The organism is Allomuricauda sp. NFXS6, from assembly GCF_040148835.1.
GTDB lineage: Bacteria > Bacteroidota > Bacteroidia > Flavobacteriales > Flavobacteriaceae > Flagellimonas.
Genome location: NZ_JAGEMG010000006.1, coordinates 62,306 through 87,144, shown reverse-complemented (window position 1 = coordinate 87,144; position 24,839 = coordinate 62,306). Strand labels below are relative to the sequence as shown.

At 42.3% G+C, this 24,839-nt stretch carries 20 protein-coding genes; 4 read left to right on the top strand and 16 right to left on the bottom strand.

Features of this window, described 5'->3' with window-relative positions; genetic code table 11:
• Positions 1–9 precede the first annotated feature (9 nt).
• From J4E06_RS10420 to J4E06_RS10400, 5 genes are all read right to left on the bottom strand, one after another.
• A complete protein-coding gene (locus J4E06_RS10420) occupies positions 10–441 on the bottom strand; it encodes a nitrous oxide reductase accessory protein NosL (RefSeq protein WP_349523849.1) in 432 nt (143 codons plus the stop codon).
• A complete protein-coding gene (locus tag J4E06_RS10415; protein ID WP_349523848.1) occupies positions 438–1,064 on the bottom strand; it encodes a hypothetical protein in 627 nt (208 codons plus the stop codon). Before J4E06_RS10415 ends, J4E06_RS10420 begins: the two co-directional genes overlap by 4 nt.
• A 125-nt stretch (positions 1,065–1,189) precedes the next feature.
• The gene (nosZ, locus tag J4E06_RS10410) at positions 1,190–3,097 is read right to left on the bottom strand and encodes a Sec-dependent nitrous-oxide reductase (protein ID WP_421813725.1); all 1,908 of its coding nucleotides are present in this window, start codon (positions 3,095–3,097) and stop codon (positions 1,190–1,192) included.
• Between the two features lie 73 nt (positions 3,098–3,170).
• Positions 3,171–3,752 (bottom strand): fasciclin domain-containing protein, encoded by a 582-nt coding sequence (locus J4E06_RS10405; RefSeq protein ID WP_349523846.1) that lies wholly within the window; start codon positions 3,750–3,752, stop codon positions 3,171–3,173.
• 5 nt (positions 3,753–3,757) lie between these two features.
• Positions 3,758–4,270 (bottom strand): c-type cytochrome, encoded by a 513-nt coding sequence (locus J4E06_RS10400; protein WP_349523845.1) that lies wholly within the window; start codon positions 4,268–4,270, stop codon positions 3,758–3,760.
• Positions 4,271–4,382: 112 nt separating this feature from the next.
• Between J4E06_RS10400 and J4E06_RS10395 the strand changes: the two genes are divergently transcribed.
• Positions 4,383–4,817 (top strand): RrF2 family transcriptional regulator, encoded by a 435-nt coding sequence (locus tag J4E06_RS10395; RefSeq protein ID WP_349523844.1) that lies wholly within the window; start codon positions 4,383–4,385, stop codon positions 4,815–4,817.
• A gap of 234 nt (positions 4,818–5,051) precedes the next feature.
• Positions 5,052–5,984 (top strand): TerC family protein, encoded by a 933-nt coding sequence (locus J4E06_RS10390; protein ID WP_349523998.1) that lies wholly within the window; start codon positions 5,052–5,054, stop codon positions 5,982–5,984.
• 1 nt (position 5,985) lies between these two features.
• Here J4E06_RS10390 and J4E06_RS10385 read toward each other — a convergent pair whose 3' ends face one another.
• The 11 genes from J4E06_RS10385 to J4E06_RS10335 form a co-directional block, all read right to left on the bottom strand.
• The gene (locus J4E06_RS10385; protein ID WP_349523843.1) at positions 5,986–6,582 is read right to left on the bottom strand and encodes a Crp/Fnr family transcriptional regulator; all 597 of its coding nucleotides are present in this window, start codon (positions 6,580–6,582) and stop codon (positions 5,986–5,988) included.
• A 287-nt stretch (positions 6,583–6,869) separates the two neighbouring features.
• Positions 6,870–9,182, bottom strand: coding sequence for a glycoside hydrolase family 3 protein (locus J4E06_RS10380; RefSeq protein WP_349523842.1), 2,313 nt, complete (start codon positions 9,180–9,182; stop codon positions 6,870–6,872).
• 87 nt (positions 9,183–9,269) lie between these two features.
• Positions 9,270–10,301 (bottom strand): alpha/beta hydrolase, encoded by a 1,032-nt coding sequence (locus J4E06_RS10375; protein WP_349523841.1) that lies wholly within the window; start codon positions 10,299–10,301, stop codon positions 9,270–9,272.
• A gap of 10 nt (positions 10,302–10,311) precedes the next feature.
• Positions 10,312–10,623, bottom strand: coding sequence for an AtuA-related protein (locus J4E06_RS10370; RefSeq protein ID WP_014033591.1), 312 nt, complete (start codon positions 10,621–10,623; stop codon positions 10,312–10,314).
• Positions 10,624–10,626: 3 nt separating this feature from the next.
• Positions 10,627–11,964: an acyclic terpene utilization AtuA family protein gene (locus tag J4E06_RS10365; protein WP_349523840.1), complete on the bottom strand. Its 1,338-nt coding sequence runs from the start codon at positions 11,962–11,964 to the stop codon at positions 10,627–10,629.
• Position 11,965: 1 nt separating this feature from the next.
• Positions 11,966–13,264, bottom strand: a complete 1,299-nt coding sequence (locus tag J4E06_RS10360; protein WP_349523839.1) for a CitMHS family transporter — start codon at positions 13,262–13,264, stop codon at positions 11,966–11,968.
• 42 nt (positions 13,265–13,306) lie between these two features.
• Positions 13,307–14,797, bottom strand: coding sequence for a DUF1593 domain-containing protein (locus J4E06_RS10355; protein WP_349523838.1), 1,491 nt, complete (start codon positions 14,795–14,797; stop codon positions 13,307–13,309).
• Between the two features lie 49 nt (positions 14,798–14,846).
• Positions 14,847–16,217: a Gfo/Idh/MocA family protein gene (locus tag J4E06_RS10350; RefSeq protein ID WP_349523837.1), complete on the bottom strand. Its 1,371-nt coding sequence runs from the start codon at positions 16,215–16,217 to the stop codon at positions 14,847–14,849.
• Between the two features lie 3 nt (positions 16,218–16,220).
• Positions 16,221–16,814: a gluconate 2-dehydrogenase subunit 3 family protein gene (locus J4E06_RS10345; protein ID WP_349523836.1), complete on the bottom strand. Its 594-nt coding sequence runs from the start codon at positions 16,812–16,814 to the stop codon at positions 16,221–16,223.
• Positions 16,815–16,818: 4 nt separating this feature from the next.
• The gene (locus tag J4E06_RS10340) at positions 16,819–18,525 is read right to left on the bottom strand and encodes a GMC oxidoreductase (RefSeq protein WP_349523835.1); all 1,707 of its coding nucleotides are present in this window, start codon (positions 18,523–18,525) and stop codon (positions 16,819–16,821) included.
• Positions 18,526–18,593: 68 nt separating this feature from the next.
• Entirely contained in the window at positions 18,594–19,319 is a 726-nt protein-coding gene (locus J4E06_RS10335) for an NUDIX hydrolase (RefSeq protein WP_349523834.1), read from the bottom strand.
• A gap of 577 nt (positions 19,320–19,896) precedes the next feature.
• On the opposite strand from J4E06_RS10335, the gene J4E06_RS10330 reads away from it, so the two are divergent.
• Both J4E06_RS10330 and J4E06_RS10325 read left to right on the top strand, forming a co-directional pair.
• Positions 19,897–23,097, top strand: coding sequence for a SusC/RagA family TonB-linked outer membrane protein (locus J4E06_RS10330; RefSeq protein WP_349523833.1), 3,201 nt, complete (start codon positions 19,897–19,899; stop codon positions 23,095–23,097).
• Positions 23,098–23,101: 4 nt separating this feature from the next.
• Positions 23,102–24,811, top strand: coding sequence for a RagB/SusD family nutrient uptake outer membrane protein (locus J4E06_RS10325; RefSeq protein WP_349523832.1), 1,710 nt, complete (start codon positions 23,102–23,104; stop codon positions 24,809–24,811).
• The last annotated feature ends 28 nt before the right edge of the window (positions 24,812–24,839 follow it).

Below are 24,839 nucleotides of genomic sequence, written 5' to 3'. Positions count from 1 at the left end.
TTTTCGGTTTTATGGTTTGAATTGGTCCTTAATTTCTGTCCAGGTATAAAGCTCGCCCCCGTTCATATCCAAAGTATTTTGGGCAGCTTGTTGCTCAGAGAACGCACTTAGAAAAGCCCCCATGGGGCTGGGAATGTTCTCGCTTACCAGATAGGTGGCCTTTTTGGCATCCACGAGTTCCCCTGGACGGTCAAAATCATTGACCAAGAAAAGGGCCATGGTGGATTCACCCTCATCTTTTAAATGGTTCATCATACATTCAATCGCGTCAAAATTAAAGACTTTGCCTTTCTTGGTCACCAATTGAGCGGCATGTTGTTTGTCCACTATGGTCATGCTGCAATAATGGCAACCTACATGGCCATAATCAATCGGTTTTGGGGCCACGGTGCATCCTAGACTGCCGATTAGCACAATAAATATTGCCAAGCGTTTTTTCATACCTTATGTTTTAATGGTTTTTTACTGTTTTTCCACCCCAAAAATCCCGCTGTCAATGTAAACATCATACCTACGAACATAAGCCATCCTCCGGTGGCCGGCATAGAGGTAACATCAAAGTTGAGCATCTTTACATGACCCAATAATGGGGGTTTATAAGTCATGGGTGTACCATCGGGATTGGTCAACTTCATGATTGCGTTGGGATCAAGATTGGTACCATAATCAACTAACCATTGATTGAAATCGTACATGCCCAATATGCCAAGGATGGACATCAATAGAAACCAACCAATAAACCACTTGTAACTTATTTTGTTCAAGTACCCCAGAATACCGACCAATACGCCCAAGGCCACCATAATGCCGATTACCATGGGAAAAGTGCTGAATTCCCACATATCCTCTTGTTTGGGCAATGTCTGCATACCAATATAGTGGTTTAGGCCATCGATGTTCTGGATATCAAATTCATTGACTCCTTGCAAGCCACTGATATGGATGTTCATTCCCAAGGGATCAGGGTACTGTGGTGCGCCCAATATAATGTACCAGAGCGGAAAGATGTACAAACCCAATAGAAATAAGGGGCCAACAATCATTAAAATACTAGCCTTTTTCATTTTACTTGATTTAAAAATTTACAAATTGAGCGTGGTTTTTGGAGGGTTGATACTGTTCCAATTTGTAATAAAAGCGGGCAGGTCATGGACGCAGCCCGCTTTATTCAATGGTGACTCAATCCGAATCATTCACCAAGTGACCATTTAAGCTCTACGTTGGAATTGGCAGGGGAAACCCTAACATATCCTTGCATTTCTTGGTGCAGCGCAGAACAGAAGTCCGTACAATAGAAAGGCCATACTCCGACTTGTTTTGGTTCCCAAACAGAGGTTTTTGTTTGCCCCGGCATAACCAGAAGCTCCGAGGTGTTCTGTCCTATCATGGCAAAACCGTGCGGTACATCAAAATCCTGTTCATGGTTGGTGATGTGGAAATATACCTTATCACCCACTTTAATGCCCTCGATGTTATCAGGGGTAAAGTGGCTTCTGATCGTGGACATATACACATGTACCTCGTTTCCGTCCCGTACCACTTTAGAGTCGGTGGGGGATAATACGGCATAAGGGTGTTTGTTCTCATCCAACCTATATATTTTCTTTGATTTTGGAGCCAAAATTTCAGCTGGGATTCCTGCGGCATAGTGAGGTTCGCCATGCGTAGGGAAGTCATAGATCAACTCCATTTTTTCTCCAGAGATGTCGTAAATCTGAGCGGAGTGCTCCATTTCGGGCCCGGTTGGCAAGTACCTATCCTTGGTAATTTTGTTCATGGCCACCACATATTTGCCAAAAGGCTTTCTGGAGTTCCCTCCGGGAATCATCAAGTGGCCTACGGAATAGTAGGTCGGTTTCCTGTCAATGACCTCCCAGGTTCCCAATTTCCATTTTACAACTTCTGAAGAAATAAAGAAGGTAGTATAGGCATTGCCTTTTCCGTCAAACTCCGTATGTAGTGGGCCCAATCCGCCACTTTTTACCTGTCCGGCCAGTACATCTTCAAACTTAAGAATAGGAATTCCATAAGCTTCTCCATCAAATTTTTCTCCTTCGATAGCTGCTATCATATTGTCGAATGAATGAACAGTCAGATCAGCGGACAATTTACCGTTACCAATAATGTACTGTCCAGTAGGGTCTACATCACAGCCGTGAGGTGATTTAGGTGTTGGTAAAAAGTAAACGGCCCCCGGCACTTTTAAGGGATCTACGGTCAACACTTCCTTTTTCATGGTCGTGGTAGCCGTGTGGGTGCTTTCATCGTATAAATTGTGGGCATAGTTTGCCGGCATTTTGGTACCACCGCCATTGTTTACATATTCCTCAATTTTCTTCCAATTGACCGCAGCAATAAAGTCTTTGTCATTTTGTGAGGAATTTACTTCTTGCAAGGTGTGTGCTTCTTCGGTGTTATAGGTTGTAAAGAAGAACCAACCATGTGATTTTCCCCTACCGGGGTGGGAAAGATCATAGTTGAACCCAGGCATCAACAGTTGGAATTTTAAATCCATGTGACCATGCTCTGGGTCTACACTGATAAAGGACAAGGACCCCTTAAAATTACTTTTGTATTCATTGATGGGCATATCCCTTTGTGGGATGGGAACAGAGAAACGGGTTCCCGCCACTACATATTCCGTGTTTTCCGTGATAAAGGAAGAACTGTGGTTACCTGCACTATTGGGTACCTCAATAATTTCTTCGGTTTCAAAAGTGCTTAGGCTGATACGTGCAATTCTTGGGGTATTGTTCCCATTGATGAAGATCCAGCGACCATCCAATTCGCCATTGGTCTGTGATATGTCCGGGTGGTGTGCATCGTCCCAAGGTACAAAACCATGCGAAGTGTTGAGCATTGGCTTGGTTTCTTCGGAATATCCATAACCGGATGTTGGGAATTGCGAGAATACAGGTATTTCCTTGAACATTCTTCCAGAAGGCAATCCATAAACGGTAAGGTTTCCGCTGTATCCGCCCGACATAAAGGCGTAAAATTCGTCCTGCTCACCTGGAGCAACGTATACCTTCTCGGCGGCACTCGATGAGAGTGCCCCGTTCGAACTTTTGTTTTGTTGGCCACAGGAAACCAGCATTAAGGCTGTTCCCAGGGACGCAATTAAATGACTATAGATTTTCATTGTATTAATTTTTGTTTTAGAATTATTATTATTGAGTAGGAGGCAAGATCACCTTGTCCACTACATGAACGATTCCATTTCCGGCCGATATGCTGCCGATTATTTTGGCACCACCCACATAAACTTCATTGTCCTTTACTTCTACAGATACATTTTGATTGTTTGCCTGCCCCAGTTTTTTGAAATTCATCAAGAAGTCTTTTGAATAGTTGCCAGGGGTTACATGGTATTTTAGAATATTGGCCAATGCATCCTTGTTTTCAGGTTTCAAGAGGTCTTCCACGGTGCCCTCTGGCAATGCATCAAAAGCTTCATTGGTAGGGGCGAACACCATTAGCGGGCCGGCGTTGACCAATACATTTTCCAATTCTGCTGCTTGAACCGCAGCGACAAGAGTGCTATGGTCTGCTGATCCAACGGCAATTTGCAGCACATTGGGAGTGGATTCGTCATCGGCTATAAAGGCTTGCCCTTTGTTGTTTTCCGAATTAATAATGGCCTCGTTTTGACTGGAGTCCGTTGTTTCGTTTTGAGGTCCGTTTTTACAGCTAATGAAGAATGTAAGCAGTAAAAACAACCCCATCATACTAATTTTGATGGTTGTTTTCATAACGTTTATTCTAAGGTTCTAAAATATTCTAGAATGGCTCTGGCCTGATCTTCCGTTAGTCCTTGATTCGACATAGGTGATCCGTTGAACTCTTGAAAAAGGTCTTTGGCCAAAGGGTCTTGCTGTACCATTTCCTGAGGATTCAAAATCATGTTCATGACCCACTCGGGAGTTCTTCTTTCCAAAATGCCATTAGGGGGCGGGCCAATGAATTTTTTCCCTATTCTGTGGCAGGCCAAACACATTTGGTCGTACACCTTTTTACCCTCCTCAACCATGGCTTGGTCAATTTCCGCTGGCAATTCGATTGCTTTGATGGGACCAACCCCTTTAGTGGTCAAATCCACTCGTTCTGAAGGCTTCACCTCATTAGTGGTAATGGTTTCGGCTGGTTGTTCTGTTTGAGCCTTTTTGCGTTGTACGCTAAATCCTTCCTCTTTTTTTTCCTCTTTCTTTCCACCACAACTAATCATAATAAGGGCGAAGAGCAGAGCTATACTTTTTACTATTGCTTTCATTTGATCAACGGTTAAAATTTCGTTTCAAAAGTATATAGTGGTTCAGACCTATAACATGATATTAATCATAAAAAGGATAAAAATATCTTTTAATCTTTGTTTAATATTTTATATGATGTTCTCCAACTCATCCAAGTACGCTATCAAGGGAGTGCTTTATCTCGCTCTGAACTCCGATAAAGACCATAAAATCATGGTTAGGGATATTTTTGAGGTAGTGCATGTACCGGAAGCTTATTTGGCCAAATTGTTGCAAGAACTATCGCGACATGGTATTGTTTCATCTACTCGAGGACCCAAGGGAGGATTCTATTTAAGCAACGAAAACCGTAAACGCACATTAATGGACATTGTAAAGGTCATTGATGGTGAAAAGCGTGTCAATTCTTGCGTCATGGGCATTAGGAACTGTGACATGAACAATCCCTGTGTGCTTCATAAACTTGTGGGTTCCAACAAATCCAAATTTATTAAAGTACTTGAAAAAACCACTATTTTGGACTTGGTAGAGGGGAGGCAGAATATTGAGGATTTCTTTCCCATGTAATTAATTGTTCTGAATCTCTATATCCTGTCATGTCAAAATCAATTATTCAATTCATAATATTTATTGGCTTGCACTGAAACCCCTAGTCCCCAATAATTTTAGTTTGTGGAACTTATAGCACAGTTTTGAAAGGATGGGCGGCCAATGTGTATTGCCCAGAACTCAGTTTTAATAATTTTTTTGGTTCAGGAATCCGTTCCTTTGTTTATTTTCGATGATTACTATGTTACGCCTATGACCGTTTGGATTATTTTTCTTTTGGGTATTCTCTTTTTTTTGGCTTTGGACCTTGGCGTCTTCAATAAAAACCCGCATGTAATAAGTGTTCGTGAGGCCTCTTTATGGACGGGGCTTTGGGTTACGATGTCCCTTATTTTTTCTGGAGTGATTTATTGGTTATACAGTACTGGAAATATAGATAATGTGGACAATCTTGAACCCATGGATGCTGCGTTAAAGTACATCACGGGTTACCTTATTGAGTTGTCTTTGAGCATTGATAATATTTTTGTGATCGCGGTAATTTTCACGTCTTTTCAAATACCTCAGAAATATCAGCACAGGGTACTGTTCTGGGGAATTTTAGGAGCCATTGTTTTTCGGGCGCTCATGATATTTTTTGGAGTGGCTCTGATAAAAAAGTTCACGTTTACCACATACATTTTTGGTGCTTTTTTAATTTTTACTGCAATCCGTATGTTGGTTTCCAAGCAAAAACCTTTTAATCCTAAACAATCTTTTGTCTACCGAAACCTAAGAAAGATAATGCCCATTACCTCACATATGGACGGGCAAAAGTTTTTTATCAAATTACGCCATATTACAGCGGCGACACCATTGTTTATCGCCTTGGTGATCATTGAGTTTTCCGATGTGCTATTTGCTTTGGATAGCGTACCTGCGATCTTGGCCATTACGTCGGACCCTTTTTTGGTATTCAGTTCTAATATTTTTGCCATTTTGGGGCTACGGTCCATGTATTTTTTCCTTGCGCATATGATAAACAAGTTCCATCATATTAAATACAGTTTGGTGGCTATTTTAAGCTTTGTAGGACTAAAACTTATTCTTGCGCACCATATTAAATTTCCCGAGTGGATTTCGTTAGGGTTTATTGGATTGGCTTTGGGGGCAGGGATTTTGACTTCGTTGATTAAAAAGAAGTAGTCTAACTTCTTTCCTTCATTAGTCTGGATAGGGTTTCCGGTCTTATGGCCAAGTATGAGGCCAAATGTTTCCTTGGAATTCGGTCAATGATTTCAGGCTTTCTGTTTTTCATAAAAAAGTCCAATCGTTTACCAGCATTTGGAATTCTTGCCAAATACACCCTATGTTCAGCTAAAATATAGTATTCCTCAAGTAGTATACGATTAATGTGCCGCATTTCTGGAAAGTGGTTCAAGCAGTATTTATAGTCTTTATATTCCAGATAATCACAATAGGTGGTTTCCAAGCTTTGAATGTATTCCTCGCTTTTTTGGTTTCTAAAGAAACCGGTGATTGAAGTAAAGACTTCATTCTCCGAATCAATCCATGTGGTTATTTCCGAAGTATCGCTTACAAAATATCCGCGGACCATTCCTCTTTTTATCAAATAAAGACGATCGCAAACCTCACCGGCCGTACTGATAAGTTCATTTTTTTCGAAGGAACAACTCTTTATTTTATCGGCAAGGTAATCTTTTAAGCTTGGGCTTAACGGATAAATGGAATTGAGAAAAAAAATGATGTAAAGATTTTTCTTGGGATTCTGGTTGGGGAGCATTAGGAAACTGGTTTGGTTTTAAATCTTGTTTGGCGGGTCAAAACTAGTACATCTTCTCTCGATAGATTTTTTCTTTGGGTTAAAATCACAGATACACGATAAAATGTTTTAAGATGTAAAAGTTGAATAGAAAAGAGGCCTAAAAAGTCTTCACAACTTGATTTGTCAGGTTGAGCCTGTCGAAACCGATATTGATTATCAGTAAGTTGAAAATATTTCGACAAGCTCAATATGACATTGACTTACTTTTTATACCCCCTCCTTTAATTTTAACCTACCCATATATCCTATTTATAGGCTTGCGTTCTTGCATCATTAATTACACCATTCCAATTGAGCCCGAAAGCAAAATCGTACGCATTGCCATTGGAGTCCGTGTAGGGTTCCATGTCCCTTGGCACGTCCTCAAATTGAGATTCAACAGTCATCATATCGTTTGGCATTTGGAATGGTAACATGGCAGAGGGTTCCACCTTGCCGGAGACAATATCCATTAATGCTTGGTCTTGAACCCCCATATGTGCCAAAATAGCATCGGCTGAAGGCTCAATCTCAGCGAAAACCATAGGTTTGGATACTTTAATAATTACAATAACGGGTTTATTTCCCATTTTTCTTTTGGTATCCGTAACCAAGCCCATATCCGAAATATTGACAGCGGTTGTTGTTTTGCCCTTGTAGGAGCGGTTAGTTATCCCATCTTCTAGGGGGCTTCCTGCCGCTATACTTTGGTCCCGGGCATTGGTTGCCGTATAGGTGCCATACTGCAAGCTAATGGGCACATAGCCATTGCCTCCTTTTTCCGTATCCGCAACGTCGTATCCAACACCACCATTTGGACTTTGTATACCTACGAGTGCAAAATCCGCCTCACTAGGTTCATCCACAACTTCAAAATACTTGGCCACTATTTCCATATTAAATGGATGTTCGGTACGTTCTTTGGTCGCAACGCCAAACCAGTTAACGGTAGGGGCAACATAGCGCTGGGGTACATATACTTTTGTTTTGGCTTTAACTGGCAAGGTTTCTGAACTGTTCTTCAGCATCACTACGGATTTGAGCTGTGCCTTGTAGCCCGCTTCCATAAACTCGGCATTACCGACGATTTGTTTTGTTTCTGATACATCCAAATACGGATTTTCAAACAACCCTGTTCTGAATATATTTTTCAAAAGTCGTACAGCAGAAGTTTCAAAACGTTTGCGCATGTATTCCTCTCCATGTTCCTCTACGCCCATTTGATAGGCTTCGATAACAGGTCCCATATCGTTGTTGCCTCCAAATTGGTCGCAGCCCGCTTCAATAATTTTATAATGTCTTTCGGCCACGCTTAAATTTTCAACACCCCAAGGCTTGCCCCTAAATTCATATACATTCGGCGCATCCCCTGTAATGCCCCAATCTGTGCACACCACACCATCGTAACCGTATTTGCCACGTAGCAGGTCTGTAATCAAGTATTTATTGTAGGCATTGCCCACATTTTCGCCATTCTCCGTGTCCTGATTGTATGAAATGGTATAATAGGGCATTACGGCAGTGGCCATTTCGGTTGGACCTTCCAAATCAAAGGCCCCTTCGGTAAAAGGCTTTAAATGATCCTCTAGGTTTTTGCCAGGATAAACGGCATAGGATCCATATCCAAAATGACCATCACGACCACCTTCTTCGGGGCCACCTCCAGGCCAGTGCTTTACCATGGCATTTACACTTTGGTTGCCCCAATCGCCATTTTCTGAAGCTTGGAAGCCTTCAACATATGCTCGGGCCATGTCGGCGGCAAGTTTTGGGTCTTCGCCCATGGTGCCATCAAAACGGGACCAGCGCGGTTCTGTTGCCAAATCTATTTGTGGAGATAGGGCAGTGGCAATTCCTAAAGCACGGTATTCTTTGGAAGCAATTTTCCCAAATTGTTGCATTAGTGATGGGTCAAAACTAGCCGCCAATCCCAAGGTACTGGGCCACATTGAGATTTTCCCTCCTGCACCTGCATTAAACTCTGCATAAGAATCGCTTCCATGTCTAGGGTCCGAACTGGTGTTGATGGGGATGCCCAATCCAATTCCTTCTACCATAGCCTGTGCATTGTTGTTCCATTGTGCCGATATTCCCGGCGACTCCACACTGGTAATCAAAACATGGCGTAGGTTGTCCTCTAAAAGAAATTTCTTTTGTGCATCGGATAGATCACTTGGTTTGGCTCCGCTTTCATCATATGGTTTTCCATTGTAGGTGACAGCTCCGAAAAAACTATTGCCTCCTCCAGGAATGGATTGGTGTGCACTATAAAGCATTAAACCGGCAATTTGCTCCACACTCATTTTTGAGGCAAGATCATGGGCTCTTTCATCGGCAGGGAGCCTCCAATCCTCATAAGGGTCTAAAGTACCGTTTTGGTTCAGGTCCTTAAAGGCCAAACGGTCAACGGTTAGAATGGATACTTTCGAATCTGGGCTGTACCCAAGGGTTGCTCCATTTTCATGATGTACAAGGTTGAAACCTTCCTTTTTTTCTTCGGTAAATTTTGGGCTACAGCCTATAAATAATGTTGCTAAGAACAGACTGCCCCATCGAAGGTTTTGTTTTAAGGTATGCATCTTGTTTAGTTGTTTGTGTGAGAATCAATTGCAAGTTAATGACTTGTATTTAGAAAGATATTACAATACCGCTACTTTTGATCGGTTTTAATCTTCGAACTCGAGATAATATTCAAAAAAAGGCAACACTTGTTGGGGCAAACGGCCATTTTTTGTATAGATATTATTCACATGGGTTCCAATGTATTCCTCAGCGAAATGGTCAATACCCAGGTTTTCCAATTTTATACTGAACATTTTACATTGCTGTGTAAATCGTTCTCCAGCATTTCTGCCCCAATCCATTTTGATGGCTTTCAAGCTTTTTAGATTGTCAATATAATTTTCGAGATTGTAAAAAGGCATATTATCATGCCATTTTTTAAGTGTTTCTTGGTGTATGACCAACTCACCATCTTTATACCCAAACGGAAAATCACCGTAAAAAGGAGGGTTGTTCGGGTTGGGGGACCAGGAACGGGCAAAAGCGACCATGACTTTGCCAAAATATGTTTTTTCCAATGCTTCGTAGGTCGATATTTCCGAAAGCTCTTTAAAGGTATTGCTGTTCGGTCCGTACTCACGAACTATGGCCAAAGCTCCGGGGCTGATGGCGTAAACGGTATTGAAAACATCTGGATGTTTCATGGCGATGTTCAAGGCACCATAACCGCCCATGCTGTGGCCTGTAATGCCGCGACTTTCTTTTTTGGCCAGCGTGCGGTAATTTTCGTCCATGTATTCTACCAAATCTTGTACGGTAAAGTCCTCCCAATTTCCAAAAATGCCAGAATTGGAGTAAAAACTCCCCTCGTAGGTGGTTTTTTGGTTGGGAATCACCAAAATAAAAGGTCGAATTCGTTTGGTCTCTATGGCAAAATCCAAGATTTCCTTCATGGGCTCCAACATGTTGTGGTCGCCATAAAAGCCGTGTAAAAAATAAATTACGGGGTATTTTTGGGTTCCCTTGTCATAGTTGGGAGGAAGATAAACCCCAACTTTCCGAGTAGGGTTTTCATCAAAATTATTTTCCAAATTCTCAGAGTAAATGGAATCAATTACTATGGTTCCCTTTGTTGTTTGTGCATAGGTCAACTGAAGGGTACAAATGACCAATATCAATTTTAAGAATGTTTTCATCAATTAAGTTTTAGTTTTTTATTTCCAGTGGCATTTCCAACAGATAGGACGATAATGTTTTTCCGTGCTTGTCCAAGCGCAGGGAGCGTGTTACCCCTCCCCGAAGTGCCTTGTGGATTACAAAATTCATTGCACCGAGGTTTGGGAGTTCATATCGTATTACCTCGCCCAGGACCATTTCTCCAAGAAACTTTTTCACTGCAGTGGCAGTCACCAATTTTTGCAAGGTTTGATAATCCTTTTCATCAAAAACAATAAGCGAGATATTTATAATATCTCCTTTGTCTCCTGTTCGAGAATGTGCTAGATCCTTTAGTTTCATTTGTTAGCTTTTAAAGTATTCAACTGCGGGAGCTACCCTAGCTTTATCAATTAGGACAGATTGGATGGCAATGATTTCTGTGACCGTTTTGCTAACACCGCCTCCAGCTGCCGGACCATTGGTGTACAGTGTTTCCAGTTCATTGACCAACTGTGCGGCCTCTTTTCTGCTTTTTGTTTTAGCGGCTACTCGCAATCGAACTTCCGTAGGGCTTGCTTTGGTTTCATTCCCTTTAAAAAGACTGTTGACCCCAATTAGGTCAAAAAGGATATCCTCCACTTCCAAATCCATGGATCGTAATCTTTCTTTGATGATTTCAATCGCCAATTTGGCCCGTTCCAATACATGACTTCCACCATAACTTATTTGGGCATCTGCCATATAACCATCATGATAGCCGACGGACACTTTTAATTTTCCCGTCAAAGGTTTTCCCGTAGCTCCAGAAACTTCTACTTTATCTTTTTCCATTTCCTTAAAACTGATGCTGGAAAAATCGGCAATAACATTGGGAGTTAGGTATTCCGATGGGTCATGTACCTCGTACAGCAATTGTTCTTTGCAGGTTGCTGGGGTTACCATACCGCCAGAATCCCTTAATTTGGTGATAAAGAAGGAGCCCTCTTCGTTGATTTCTGCAATAGGGAATCCTAGACTTCCTAAATTGGGAACTTGTTTTTTAACTCCGTCGGCAAAATAACCACCGCATACTTGACCGGCACATTCCATTAAATGACCCAAAGCAGTTCCTTTGGCCAAAAGAGGGTAATCGCTGAGGGACCAATCAAATTCGTGTATAATAGGAGCCAAAAATAGGGCGGGGTCCGCCACTCTGCCAGTTAGGATAATGTCTGCCCCATCCGTCAGCGCCGATAAAATTCCTTCCACCCCCAAATAGGCATTGGCAGAAATGATTTTATCGTCCAAAACGGATAAGGATTCGCCACTTTCCAATAAGGTCTGTGTTTCAAAATCCAGTAATGATTTTACGTCATCACCAAACACGGCACCTATTTTGATGTTTCTTAAACCCAATTCACTTGCTATTTTGGCCGTTTTTTTTGCCGCAGCAACAGGATTGGCGGCACCCATATTGCTGATAAGTTTTACATTGTTTGAAACACAATAAGGTAAACAGGCTTTCATGCGGTCTTCCAATAAAGGGTCATAACCAAGCTCTTTGTTTTGTGTTTTCTGCAATTGGGCCAAGGCAATGGTACGCTCTGCAAGGCATTCGAAGATAATATAGTCCAAATCCCCCTTTTGTATTAGATCCACAGCAGGTTCAATTCGGTCTCCCGAATAGCCAGCTCCTGATCCTATGCGAATTGTTTTTTTCATATTATATGGGAATCACTCCAATTAAAACTGAAATCAATGTCATGACCAATGTGGTCAAAAGGGCATATTTAAAAGTAAACTTTTGATGGTCCGCCAAATCCACTTTTGCCAAACCGATCAATAAAAAGGTTGCGGCCGTTAAGGGACTTAAGGGAAAGCCCGTGGTCATTTGTCCCATAATTGCCGCCTGACCCATGGTTGCAGAGGCTATACCAAACTCGTTGCCCGTTTGTGCCAATATGGGTAAAAATCCAAAATAGAACGAATTGGGATCGAACAAAAAACTAAGTGGCATACTCAGCACCGCAAGAATAAGCGGTAATCTTTCACCTGCAGCGGTCGGAATAACGTTCACGGCACTTTCGGCCATGTTGGCTATCATGCCCGATTCTTTCATAATTCCTGTAAAAACTCCAGCGGCCAACAATATGGAAGCCATCAAAATAGTGGCTCTTGAATGAGAAAAAATTAAATCTTTTTGTTTTTCCAGACTTGGAAAGTTCAACATCAAAACCAAGACTGTCCCGATCATAAAAACGAGGGCGGGAGGAACCGTACCTGAAATTAAAAAGGCAAGTGCCAAAATGGTTATGATGACATTGAGCCAAAAGTTTCTGGTTTTGGAAGGCATGGTCGGCACATCTGTCTCCATGGCTTTAATTTCTTCCTTAGCAACTGTATTTTTTTGAATATTGAGGCGTCTGGATTCTTTTTTGCCCAACCGCCAGGCAATAAAAACAACAAATAAAAGTCCACAAATCTGTGGTAGCATAATAGGGGAATATATCTCGGCCACGCTTAAGTTGAGTGCTGAGGCTGCACGGATGGTTGGGCCGCCCCATGGAAGCATGTTCATGGTGCCTGCTGCCAAGGATACGACGCAAGCCAAAACGCGACGATCCATTTGGAGTTTTTCATAAAGGGGCAATATGGCAGGAATTACAATTAAAAAGGTGGTGGCCCCCGAGCCATCAAAATGTACGGTCATGGCCAACAAGGCAGTACCAATGGCAATTAAGGTTGGGTTGGTGCCCACCCATTTTAAAATGGTGTTTATAATGGGATTGAACATTCCCGCATCGGTCAGGATCCCAAAAAATAGGATAGCAAATACGAACATGGCCACAACAGGAGCAATGCTTTTGATGCCATCCAGCGCAAAATCAAACGTTTCCCAGCCAAATCCAGCTAGTAAGGCACCTACTACGGGTACCAAAATAAGGGCAGCCATGGCACTCATCTTTTTTGTTAGGATAAGCACCAATAAAACAATGATGATGAGCAGACTGGTTAGAAGCAAAAGGGGAGGGTTTTTTAATTAAGCGTTAGTATGTTCTCTAATTTATTTGATCGAAATGATAACTCTTTGGTACCTGGTCAAAGCAGGAAAGCCAGTATCGGTACCTTCAACAATGATATGGTATAGTTCCCCGCTTTTTGCGGTTTTTGGAATTTTTACCGATGCCACATCAGTTTTTAATGCAACGGTTGCAGCCCCATCACCAGCTTCCGCATAGGGCCAAACGTTAAAAAAGACAGGGTGTTCGTCAATATCTTCAGCAGAAAGATTGAGAACAACCTTTTCTCCTGGTTTTGCATTAATCGAATTCCCCTGCGATACAGAAATCTGTGGAGGATGGTTGGCTTCTTCAAAAGGTTTGATGCACCAATCGGCACGGGCAGCAAAATCGAGCTGCATGGGTTTTATCCAACGGGTCTGAGGATAGCTTTTGTCCATTTCTCCGGTTTCAGGATTTAGATCGGCCGCGGCTTCACCGTCTTCAAAACGGTATGGATTTTCGGTCGATTGCTCAAAACGACCGCTCCAACCCCCTCGGGACGGGTCTTCGTAGTTGTCCAGACCAACATCTACCAAATGTAAAAAAGCAGGGGAATCTCCTTCTGAGATGAAATCGTATTTGGAAAAATTGCCGCGATCGGTATGTGCAATTTTTGAAATATCTCCCTCAAAATGATTAGGATCTCCTTCTTGTTTTTGCCCATCCCCGTAGGAATAATATTTTGTAAACAACGGTCCATGATCATTTATGATGTTGGGGCCCATAAAACTCCCCTCTAAATAGGGTTGCTGGCTCTTGGGAACCACTTGTTTCCATGGGTAGGCAAAGCACCAAAATTGGTTGGCATTGTAAAAGACCCTTATATTGGGCCAATTGGGCCCTATGTATTTTTTGTAGGTGGCATCTTGGTCCATGATGGTGTAGATGATGGCCTTTTTTGATACTTTTTCTTTGATTGTTTCCCAATCTTTATGGCTGGAATAGTCTTCTTCGATTGATTTTAGGGCACGGGCAATGGTATTGGTTCCGCCCCAGGCCTGAAGAAAAATTTCGCGCGGGTCATCATCCAGCAATTTTTTTGCTATCCATTTTGAACCTTCGGTGCGTTGGTCTATTTCCCCCTCAAAATCTATGTTGCCCACTTTTACCAGCGCCAAAAGCTCTTTTGGGGTAGGGTAGTTTTTATCATGAAGCAATAGGTTGGGATGTACTTTGGCATATTCGGCCAACAGTTCCTGTATCCAAGTGGTTCCTGGCCATCTCAATTCGCTGCGTTCCCCATACATATTTCGGGTCATTTCCATTTCGGAGACCATGGTGGTTCCCTTGCCATCACCCTTCCAATGCCACATGGAACTGGAATAGATCAATCCTTCGGTATCAAATTCGTTGGCGTACATCAAAAAACGAATAAAGGTGTCCACATCGTCTATTTCACCATCGGTGGTAACAATGGTTCGTTTATGGTCTTGTTGCGCCATAACGGAAAAAGACATGAATAGAAGTGGCAATAAAAGGTTGAATTTTGTCATTTTGGTTCTGTTGGCTATCAATTTTTATATTGATAGTGGGTTTGTTTGATCATAAAATGGTTTCCGAGGGATGTTGCCAAGTCCCTCGATACTGATGTTTGAGCAATGAAGAGGCTTCGGTATCATCAACAATAATCCTTTTTTGTGGATTATAAACCAATGGGCGTTCCAATCCCATAGCAAGGTTGGCCAGGATACAACTGGCTGTGGAAATATGGCCCTGCTCTACATCGGCAACAGGAAATCTATCACTTTCGATAGCATCCAACAAATCCAACATGTGGCCTCGTGTAGCTGGTGCTGTATGGAGCTCGATATCCTTTTCCTTTAAATCCTCTGGATATTTTTCACGCTCGTAAACCGCTTCTTTTTTTATGGTCTTACCACTATCATGGGGAATGAACTCATATTGGAACACACTTCCCTTAAAAGTTCCTTTTTCGCCATAAATAAAAAATGCCCAAGGGTAATCTGGATCCGTCGGATTGCCCCAACTACGATGCTGCCATACGCAATTGAGTTCATCAAACTCAAAAATGGCGGTTTGTGTATCCGAAGTATTGGCAACGGAATCTTTTTGGACGTAAATCCCTCCCGTGGAAGATACTTTTTTGGGCCACCCGAGGCCGAGCATCCACCGAACGGCATCCAGCATATGGACGCACATATCGCCCACAATACCATTTCCGTATTCCGTAAAGGCTCTCCACTTTTTATGTGGCAAACCAATATAGGGCCTCAACGGAGCAGGACCGGACCAAAAATCGTAATCAAAGTGATCGGGAACTTGCTGTACTGGCGGATTGGCATTCCAACGCATGTGGTAGTAACAGCACATTTCCACATGGGATATTTTTCCCAGTAGTCCAGCATCTATAATGTTTTTCTTGCCTTCGATCAAGTGCGGCGTACTTCTACGTTGGGTGCCTACTTGCACTTTTTTGCCCAATCTTCGGGCAGTGGCCAAAATGGCTTCGCCTTCCAAAATATCAAGGCTAATGGGTTTTTGTAAATAAAGATGTGCACCAGATTCCATGGCTTCTATGGCTTGTAGCGCATGCCAATGGTCTGGGGAACCGATAAGAACAATATCTAAGTCTTTTTCGGCAAGCATTTTGCGATAATCGCTGTACATCCTTGGCTTTTTACGGGATTTTTGTCGCTGAGACACCAAATATGCAGCTTCTTCCAGATGTTTTTTGTCCACATCACAGAGTGAGACCACTTCGATATTGGCTACTTGAATCAGTTTGAACAAATCACTTACGCCGTACCAACCACAACCTATTAGTCCTACATTCCACTTTTTTGATGAGTACATCAAATCCATGCCATAGGCGCCAAATGACGATAGGGCCAAAGCAGCGGCCGAGCCAGTCAGGAATTTTCTTCGGTTGATATAAAAAGACTTGTTTTGCATAGGTTAAAGGCTCCATTTATTGCCCACCTCTGCCAATGGTATACAACCGTGATATGCTCCTGGAACAGGGTCATAGTTAAGTACATTTTCACCGATGTCCTCGGAGGTAAAATAGCCCCATAAAATGGTTGATTTTAAGGACAGATAGAAGCCTACTTGTTCTGGGTTTCCTACTGTGGTTCCCCAAACCCCGCTTCCAAATTGCCCCGAGTTTTGTTCTGCCTTTTCCAAGACTTTGATTTGGTCGGATTTGGAAAGGTTCACAAAGCTGTCGCCAAAATCGGATATACAATCGGAATTGAACTTTTCTATTTCTTTTCTAACATGGTTTTGACCATTGGCATCATACAATTTGGCATAGACCTTATCGATAAAAATGTCAACTTTCACATCCAAAGCTCCCGGTGTTTCGGTACGTGGTAAAATCATATCCACTATTTTGGACACGAAGGCAGCCTCATCCATCGTCAAAAATTGTGGTTGCCAATCTACACGTGTTTCATTTTTACAAGACTGAAGCAGGGATAACAATGAAGGGCCGGCAACGGCAGCTGCGGCCATACTTCCTGTAAATTTTAAAGCTTTTCTGCGATCCATAATTTTAAAGGTTCATTTTTTTGAGTTCTTTCACGGCATGATCGGCAGCCCTTGCAGTAAGCGCCATATAGGTAAGTGACGGATTCACACAAGAATTGGAGGTCATACAGGCACCATCTGTCACAAATACATTTTTGACAGCATGCACTTGATTGGTTCCGTTCAAAACTGAGGTTTTTGGGTCGCGGCCCATACGTGCGGTTCCCATTTCGTGAACCCCATACCCCGGTTCGTGCTCGTTATCAAACCCAAGAACATCTTTTACCCCAGCTTTTTCGAGCATTTCCACCGCATCTTCTTGAATCTGTTTGTTCTGGGCCAATTCGTTTTCCTTGTACTCACAATCTATGGACAAAGTAGGTTGTCCCCATTTATCCGTCACCTCCTTGTTGAGGTACACTTTATTATCATGATAGGGCAAACATTCGGCAAAACCTGTAATGAAGAATTCCCAGGGTCCAGGTTTCATGATACTATCCTTGTAATCGCCACCGAATTCTTTACGATTGGCCGCTTCACTATTTCCCATGCGATACCCACCACCTTGATACCCAAAACCACGCAAAAATTTATCGGATTTTGAGTTTTCGTCGATGTTCCAATAGCGGGGGATATAAATTCCGTTGGGCCTGCGGCCACTGTAGTATTTGTCCTCAAAGCCTTCAACCCTGCCCAATGCACCTACACGGTAGGTGTGGTCCATTAAATTATAGCCCAGCTCCCCGCTATCGTTGCCCATCCCTTCGGGAAAGCGATTAGAGGTGGAATTCAATAGTATTTGGGTGGTACTCAAGGTAGAGGCGTTGCAGAATACAATTTTGGCCTTGAATTCGATGTCCTCATTGGTCTCGGCATCAATAATGCGAACACCGGATGCCTTGCCTGTTCCTTCATCATACATAATGGACTGCACAATGGAGTAGGGCCTAAAAGTAAGATTCCCGGTTGCATTGGCTGCTGGCAAGGTTACGGCATTACTGCTAAAATAGGCGCCGTACGGGCACCCGCGGCTACATCGGTTGCGGTATTGGCATTGCCCCCTGCCATTAAGTGGTTGGGTTAAATGCGCCACACGGCCTATGATCATGTGTCTTCCGGGGAAGTCCCGTTCTATACGTTTTTTGATGTGTTTTTCCACGCAGTTCAACTCCATGGGAGGTAGAAAGTGGCTATCGGGAAGCTGGGGCAGCCCTAGGGCTTCGCCACTGATGCCCGCAAACTTCTCCACATAGGTGTACCACGGTTCCAAATCTTTGTAGCGTATGGGCCAATCCACCCCATGACCGTCCTTGGCGTTGGCCTCAAAATCCATTTCGCTCCAACGGTAGGTCTGTTTGCCCCACAAGAGCGAACGACCGCCCATTTGGTGCCCCCGTATCCAAAGGAATGGTTTAACCTCGGTATATGGATTTTCCTCGTCGTTGGCATAAAAATGTTCGGTGTCTTGGCCTATAAAACCTGACCGTATGCCTTTATAGTGTTTTTTTTGTTGTTCAGGAGTTAATCCTCCCCGAAGCTCCATATCCCAAGGGTCTAAATTGGCGGTAGTGTAATCTTTTGGATGTTCCACGACAGGCCCCCGTTCTAAAACAAGGGTCTTCAATCCTTTCTCGCAGAGCTCTTTAGCTGCCCAACCACCGCTGATTCCCGAGCCGATTACTATGGCATCGTAGGTGTGTTTAGGGTCGGCATCAATATTGAAATTTGGCATTCGTCTATTTCGTTTAGATTTTAAAGGTTGAATTATTCAACAATTTCTTGTGGTGAGTTTGATTTTTTTCATGGCTTTTCAGCCTTTTCCATCTTTTTTGTGTTGAAACTGTACAGATAGGGTGCCTTGTTTGCGGCTCCAGTATATAGTTTTTCGTGCCGCTTTAAAATATCCATGCCTAACATTTTACGTTGAAATGTAGTACGACGAAATTCTTTGTTTAAAATAATTTCATAGACCTTTTGTAGTTCTTTCATCGTAAATTTTTCGGGCAACAGATTTTCCCCTATAGGTTTCTTGCCCAGATCATGCTGGATGGATTCCAATGCTTTGTCAACAATTTCCGCGTGGTCTATCATTAACTTTGGGAGCTTATTAATGTCGTACCAATTGATTGAATCCGAAAATTTATCTGGGGTAGGTTGCACTTGGTTGTAATTGATCAGCGCATAATATCCTACAGTGATGAATCTATCAAGGACCCAATGATCGGATGTTAAGGTGTACCCTTTTCCGGCAGCAATCTTTTTAAAGGGGTAGGAACTGTCTCTGTTTTTTTTTCCAAAGGTGTAAAATTGTTCCAAATGGATTTTTTCTAAACCCGTTCTTTCCCGCACTCCTCTTTTAACCGCATCGTACAAATCTTCATCGCGCCGAATAAATCCTCCAGGCAATGCAAACTGATCGGAATTTTGATATTCCAGTATCAAAATCTTCAATTCTTTACCTGTAAAACCTAGGATTACGGTATCATAGGCAAGGTTGGTTATATGGTCTTTTTCGATTGGTAACATTTTGTAAACATCGTAAAATTTACATCAAAAAAATATAAAAATAAAAAAAAGAGCAACTTATTGTATCATTTTGATACAATGAATGGTCTTATCTTGGGAATGTTCAATTTTACTTCGACCGATATTTAAACAGTGGCCATGTTTAGGTGCTTTTGGAAACCTATGGTTGCATATATAGATTGATAAAATCAATTACATCAACAACTCCAAAATTCAATTATAAATATGTTGTAGGAATTTCTTAAAAAATCAGTTCAATGTCCTAAATCGAAGTAGCCACTAATTAGGTCTCAAATTCACCTTGTGTAAAAATAACAATTAATCGCATATTTGTTGTAAATTTAAAGGCGACTTGCAGAGCATCCAATAAGCTATAAAGTAAGGTGGATGCTCAGCCTAGGCATATTAACGTTTTCTTAGCATTGGCATTTTTATATTTTCAAAGTACTCATTTTATCATTTTGAATATTTAATGTTAAAATATTGTCAATTCTAAAATTTTACCTATTATTGTTCCTGATTGAGACAATATGCACGGTCTCGATTATGGTAAATAACTAAACTAAATAGACTATCTATGAATCAAAACAGATTTAAAGTTTTGACAAGATTGTCTGATTGCTTTAAAGCTTTTCAGGCTCTCTTTTTGTCAATGACAATGATGCTGGTGGGTGGATCTGCAATGGCAGCGGCCCCAGACTTGGATGAAGCTACTTCACCTCCTTACCAAATTACCATTACGGGAACCGTTGTGGATAACTTTGGAACTCCACTACCCGGAACAAATGTTATTGTAAAGGGTACTACCAACGGTACGCAAACGGATTTTGATGGAAATTACTCCATTACGGCAGCTTCGGATGCTACCTTGGTTTTTTCTTACGTAGGATTTAAGACCATTGAAATTCCAGTAAACGGCAATACTACGATCGATGTAACCATGGAAGAAGATGCCGCAGCCTTGGATGAGGTGGTGGTAACAGGTTATGGTACACAAACAAGAGGGGAATTAACAGGATCTGTGGCAACAGTTGATGTTGAGGAAGCCACAAAAACTCCTGTTGTAAACGCCGCAGAAGCCTTACAAGGTAGGGTGGCAGGTGTTACAGTTACCAATAACGGTGCTCCTGGTTCAGCTCCAGTAGTTCGTATTAGGGGTTTTGGTACAGGTAATAGTAACGACCCTCTTTATATTATTGATGGCGTTCAGACCGATGACCCAGGTATCTTAAACTCAATTAACCCAGCGGATATCGAGCAATTTAACGTACTTAAAGATGGTGCTGCCGCTATTTATGGTGCAAGGGCATCCAATGGTGTTGTCATTATAACCACTAAAGGAGGTGGTTATAACCTTAACACCGCAAAAGTTTCGGTTGATTTGCTTACAGGATTCTCCGTAGTAACGAATAAGCCAGATATGCTAAACCCACAGCAACATGGAGAAATGCTTTGGCAAAGTATCTTGAATGATGGTGGAACGCCTTCGCACCCACAATATGGTGACGGTGCAAGTCCGGTTGTTCCTTCCACTATTCAAGGTGTTCCTGTAACTATGAATGTTAGACCAGGTGGTACCGATTGGGTGGATGAAATCTACAGAAGTGCCATTACGCAAAACGCTTCCATTACTTTGGAAAATGGTAATGAAAAATCAAGATTTCTCTTCTCTGCTAACTACTTAAACCGTCAGGGTGTTCAAATCCATACAGGATTTAAAAGAGGGACGGTACGATTGAACTCAGAGTTTAAAATCGGTGATAGAATTCGTATCGGGCAACACGCCAACATTTCTTTCGATAGAAGAGCTGGTGGGCAGTCATGGTTCAATTTTGCACAAAGAATGTCTCCTTTGGTGCCAGTTTATGATACTGATGGGAACTTTGGTGGTAACTACAGTAACGATACAGGACTATCCAACCCTAACAACCCTGTGGCGGAAGCTACTCGTCAAAAAGATGACTATGCCAAGACACTCAGGGTATTCGGTGATATTTATGCTACATTGGACATTATGGATGGATTGCAGTTCAAAACATCCTTCGGTGGTTCCATTAGAGCTTACAACGACAGACGTTTTAGGCCATTGATTCCAGAATCATCTGAGCCTATTGCCACAAATACATTAAGAGAGGCCGATCAAGATAACTACGAGTGGGTATGGACAAACACCTTAAACTATAACAAGTCTTTCGGAGATCACAAGATTAATGCTCTAATTGGTATTGAGGCTTTGGATAATCAGGCAAAAGGAAAGGAAATTACTAGAAACGACTATTTTTTCGAAACACCTGACTATTATTTGTTGAGCAATGGTGGTGGTGCGCCTAACGTAGCTTATGCTTACGATAACGCCAACTCCCTTTTCTCTTTGTTCGGAACGGTAAATTACGATTACGATGGTCGTTATTTATTAACTGCAACAGTACGTCGTGATGAATCCTCTAGATTTGTCGGAGACAACAAGAGCGATATATTTCCTTCGTTCAGTGCAGGATGGGTAGTAAGCAACGAATCCTTCTGGCCAACAGACTCTTTCGTGAGCCGATTGAAGTTGAAAGGTTCCTGGGGACAATTGGGTAACCAGACACTTCCGGTGAACAACCCAACAATCAATATTTCTGTGTTGAGCGAGCAATATGCGAACTACGTGTACACAGGTAGTGGTGGAGCAGCACAAGGTGCCCTATTGTCTGCTGCGGGTAACCCTAATTTGAGATGGGAAACCAATGAAACCACCAACTTCGGTGTAGAGCTTGGTTTCTTTGACAACAAATTGAACCTTTCTGCGGAATACTTTAACATCAAGACAAAGGATTTGATCAACCAGGATCAACAGTTGTTCAGTTCTACATCTATTGATGCGGCTGCACCATTCGTAAACCTTGGTTCTTTTAAGAATACAGGTGTGGATGCAACTTTAAGCTATAGAGATCAGACAGAATCTGGTTTTAGTTATGGTATTGATCTTAATGTTTCCCATTACAAAAATGAAGTGGTGGATTTGATCAGTGCTTTCCAAACTGGTTTCGGTGGCTTTAGAACCACGGGTACCGTTACAAGAACACAAGAGGGCCAGCCGCTTTCATCATTTTACGGTAGAGTAGTTGACGGCATTTTTGCCTCGGAAGCGGAAGTGACGGCGGCTGCAGACCAAGGGTTTGCAAGTCCTGCCGATGGTGTTGGAAGATTCAGATATGCTGATTTGAACAACGATGGTACAATCAATGATGATGATAGAACGTTCATTGGATCGCCTCACCCAGACTTTACTTACGGTATTAACCTGACCATGGGCTATAAAGGCTTTGATATGTCAGCGTTTTTCCAAGGATCTCAAGGGAACGAAATATTCAACAATGATAAAGTATATACTGACTTCCCAACATTTTTCAATGCCAACAGAAGTGTGAGGGTATTGGATTCTTGGACACCGGACAACTTGGATGCTGAATTACCGGCATTGAGCCAGAGCATAACAAACAATGAAGGTGCTGCGAATTCTTTCTTTGTGGAAGATGGATCTTATATGAGATTGAAGAACCTTCAAATAGGTTATACTTTCAATGAGCAAGTTTCCAGTTATTTGGGAATGAACAGTGTTCGTTTCTACCTTCAAGGTACCAACTTGTTCACGATTACTGGTTATGATGGAGTTGACCCTGAGCTACAACCTAGAGTTGATGGTGGTAACATTGACAACCTGACCATTGGTGTTGCGGATAACAACTATCCTTTAGCTGCAATTTATTCTTTCGGAGTTAATCTAAAATTTTAAAAAAATGAAAAAGAAGAAGTTATTATTTACAACAATGCTGGCAGGCCTGTTGCTATGGGCCTGTAGTGAAGATTTCACGGAAAAGCCTGCCGTAGGTGCGCTTTCGGATGCAGCGCTGCAAAATGCTTTGGGTGTTGACCTAAAGTTGACAGCGGCTTATTCCGCCATGGATGGAGAACGGATTAGTAGACAGGGAGAAGGTGTTGCTGCCGGTGGTGACAACTGGTGGACCGATGTGGTATCCGATGATGCCCACAGGGGAAGTACCGATGGGGATAACACCGCGCTGTTTCAAGTTGAAACCTTGGACTGGCAGACCGGTAACAACTGGTTTTTGGGAAGATGGAGTGCACTTTATGGTGGAGTGAACCGTGCAAATGCCGTTCTTGATTTGATAAACCAAATTGAGGAGGGTGATTTTACACAGCAAGAAGGAGAAGCATACTTTCTAAGAGGTTATTTCAATTTTGAGCTACAAAAGTTTTATGGATACCCTTCTTTTATTTCTGTGGAGAACTTGGTAAATACAGAGTTCAACCAACCAAACCCGGGTCCTATTTGGGCGGAGATCGAAGCTGATTTCCAAGCAGCCGTTGCTGCGCTGGGCGACGATATTATCGTAGGTAGAGCCAATGCTTGGGTAGCAAAAGCTTTTTTAGGTAAAGTTTACTTGTACCAAGGAAAATATGCAGAAGCCTTGCCATTGTTCAACGATGTGATCAATAATGGTCCATATTCTTTGAACGAGCAATTCGTGGACAACTTTAACCTTGCAGGTGAAAATGGACCAGAATCCATGTTCGCTATTCAGTTTGCAGCGGACGATGGACGTGCTTTTAATGGTAATGGTGCGGGTACGTTAAACTTCCCTGGAGGCGGACCTCTGGAAACCTGTTGTGGTTTTTATCAGCCAACACAAGATTTGGCAAACGCATATCAAACGGACGGTTCTGGATTGCCATTATTGGATTCCTACGCTGCAACTGATGTAGCCAATGATTATGGAATCAACAGTGATGAGCCTTTTACCCCTCATACAGGACCATTGGATCCACGTATTGATTACACTATTGGTCGAAGAGGCATTGATTACAATGGATTCGGTCTAAACCCTGGTAAAGAGTGGATAAGGGCAACCTTTGGCGATATTTCAGGACCTTATTTGCCTAAGAAGAATATGTATCAAGCGGACGAGGTGGATGCCCAACGCGGTACAGGTGGTTGGGGATCGGACTGGTCCGGTATCAACTATAACGTAATGCGTTTTGCAGATGTATTGTTGATGGCCGCTGAAGCTGCTGTTGAACAACCTAGCCCCAATTTGCCTTTGGCATTGGAATATGTAAATCGTGTACGTAACAGGGCCAAGAATATGAATTATGTTCAAACTGTGGATGGTACTGCAGATGCAGCCAACTACCAAATAGAACCATATGCTTCTTTTGGAAGTCTGGATTTTGCTCGACAAGCCATCCGTTTTGAACGTCGTTTGGAATTTGGTATGGAAGGACACAGATTGTTCGATTTGAGAAGATGGGGCAATGCTATGGAAACCATTAACACCTATATTCAAAATGAAGCAGAAGATTTTGATCAAGCGGGTTATGATTCCAAATTTGGGACTTACCAACCAAGGCATGATCTATTCCCAATTCCAATTAACGCTATTGACCAAAGTGGTGGCGTGTTGGAACAGAGTCCTCTGTGGCAATAATATGAGTAGTCTGAGTTAGTTTAATTTA

Coding starts and splice junctions, on each gene's coding strand:
- J4E06_RS10420 (WP_349523849.1), bottom strand. CDS start 441: ATGAAAAAACGCTTGGCAATATTTATTGTGCTAATCGGCAGTCTAGGA.
- J4E06_RS10415 (WP_349523848.1), bottom strand. CDS start 1,064: ATGAAAAAGGCTAGTATTTTAATGATTGTTGGCCCCTTATTTCTATTG.
- nosZ (WP_421813725.1), bottom strand. CDS start 3,097: ATGCTGGTTTCCTGTGGCCAACAAAACAAAAGTTCGAACGGGGCACTC.
- J4E06_RS10405 (WP_349523846.1), bottom strand. CDS start 3,752: ATGAAAACAACCATCAAAATTAGTATGATGGGGTTGTTTTTACTGCTT.
- J4E06_RS10400 (WP_349523845.1), bottom strand. CDS start 4,270: ATGAAAGCAATAGTAAAAAGTATAGCTCTGCTCTTCGCCCTTATTATG.
- J4E06_RS10395 (WP_349523844.1), top strand. CDS start 4,383: ATGATGTTCTCCAACTCATCCAAGTACGCTATCAAGGGAGTGCTTTAT.
- J4E06_RS10390 (WP_349523998.1), top strand. CDS start 5,052: ATGACCGTTTGGATTATTTTTCTTTTGGGTATTCTCTTTTTTTTGGCT.
- J4E06_RS10385 (WP_349523843.1), bottom strand. CDS start 6,582: ATGCTCCCCAACCAGAATCCCAAGAAAAATCTTTACATCATTTTTTTT.
- J4E06_RS10380 (WP_349523842.1), bottom strand. CDS start 9,182: ATGCATACCTTAAAACAAAACCTTCGATGGGGCAGTCTGTTCTTAGCA.
- J4E06_RS10375 (WP_349523841.1), bottom strand. CDS start 10,301: ATGAAAACATTCTTAAAATTGATATTGGTCATTTGTACCCTTCAGTTG.
- J4E06_RS10370 (WP_014033591.1), bottom strand. CDS start 10,623: ATGAAACTAAAGGATCTAGCACATTCTCGAACAGGAGACAAAGGAGAT.
- J4E06_RS10365 (WP_349523840.1), bottom strand. CDS start 11,964: ATGAAAAAAACAATTCGCATAGGATCAGGAGCTGGCTATTCGGGAGAC.
- J4E06_RS10355 (WP_349523838.1), bottom strand. CDS start 14,797: ATGACAAAATTCAACCTTTTATTGCCACTTCTATTCATGTCTTTTTCC.
- J4E06_RS10350 (WP_349523837.1), bottom strand. CDS start 16,217: ATGCAAAACAAGTCTTTTTATATCAACCGAAGAAAATTCCTGACTGGC.
- J4E06_RS10345 (WP_349523836.1), bottom strand. CDS start 16,814: ATGGATCGCAGAAAAGCTTTAAAATTTACAGGAAGTATGGCCGCAGCT.
- J4E06_RS10340 (WP_349523835.1), bottom strand. CDS start 18,525: ATGCCAAATTTCAATATTGATGCCGACCCTAAACACACCTACGATGCC.
- J4E06_RS10335 (WP_349523834.1), bottom strand. CDS start 19,319: ATGTTACCAATCGAAAAAGACCATATAACCAACCTTGCCTATGATACC.
- J4E06_RS10330 (WP_349523833.1), top strand. CDS start 19,897: ATGAATCAAAACAGATTTAAAGTTTTGACAAGATTGTCTGATTGCTTT.
- J4E06_RS10325 (WP_349523832.1), top strand. CDS start 23,102: ATGAAAAAGAAGAAGTTATTATTTACAACAATGCTGGCAGGCCTGTTG.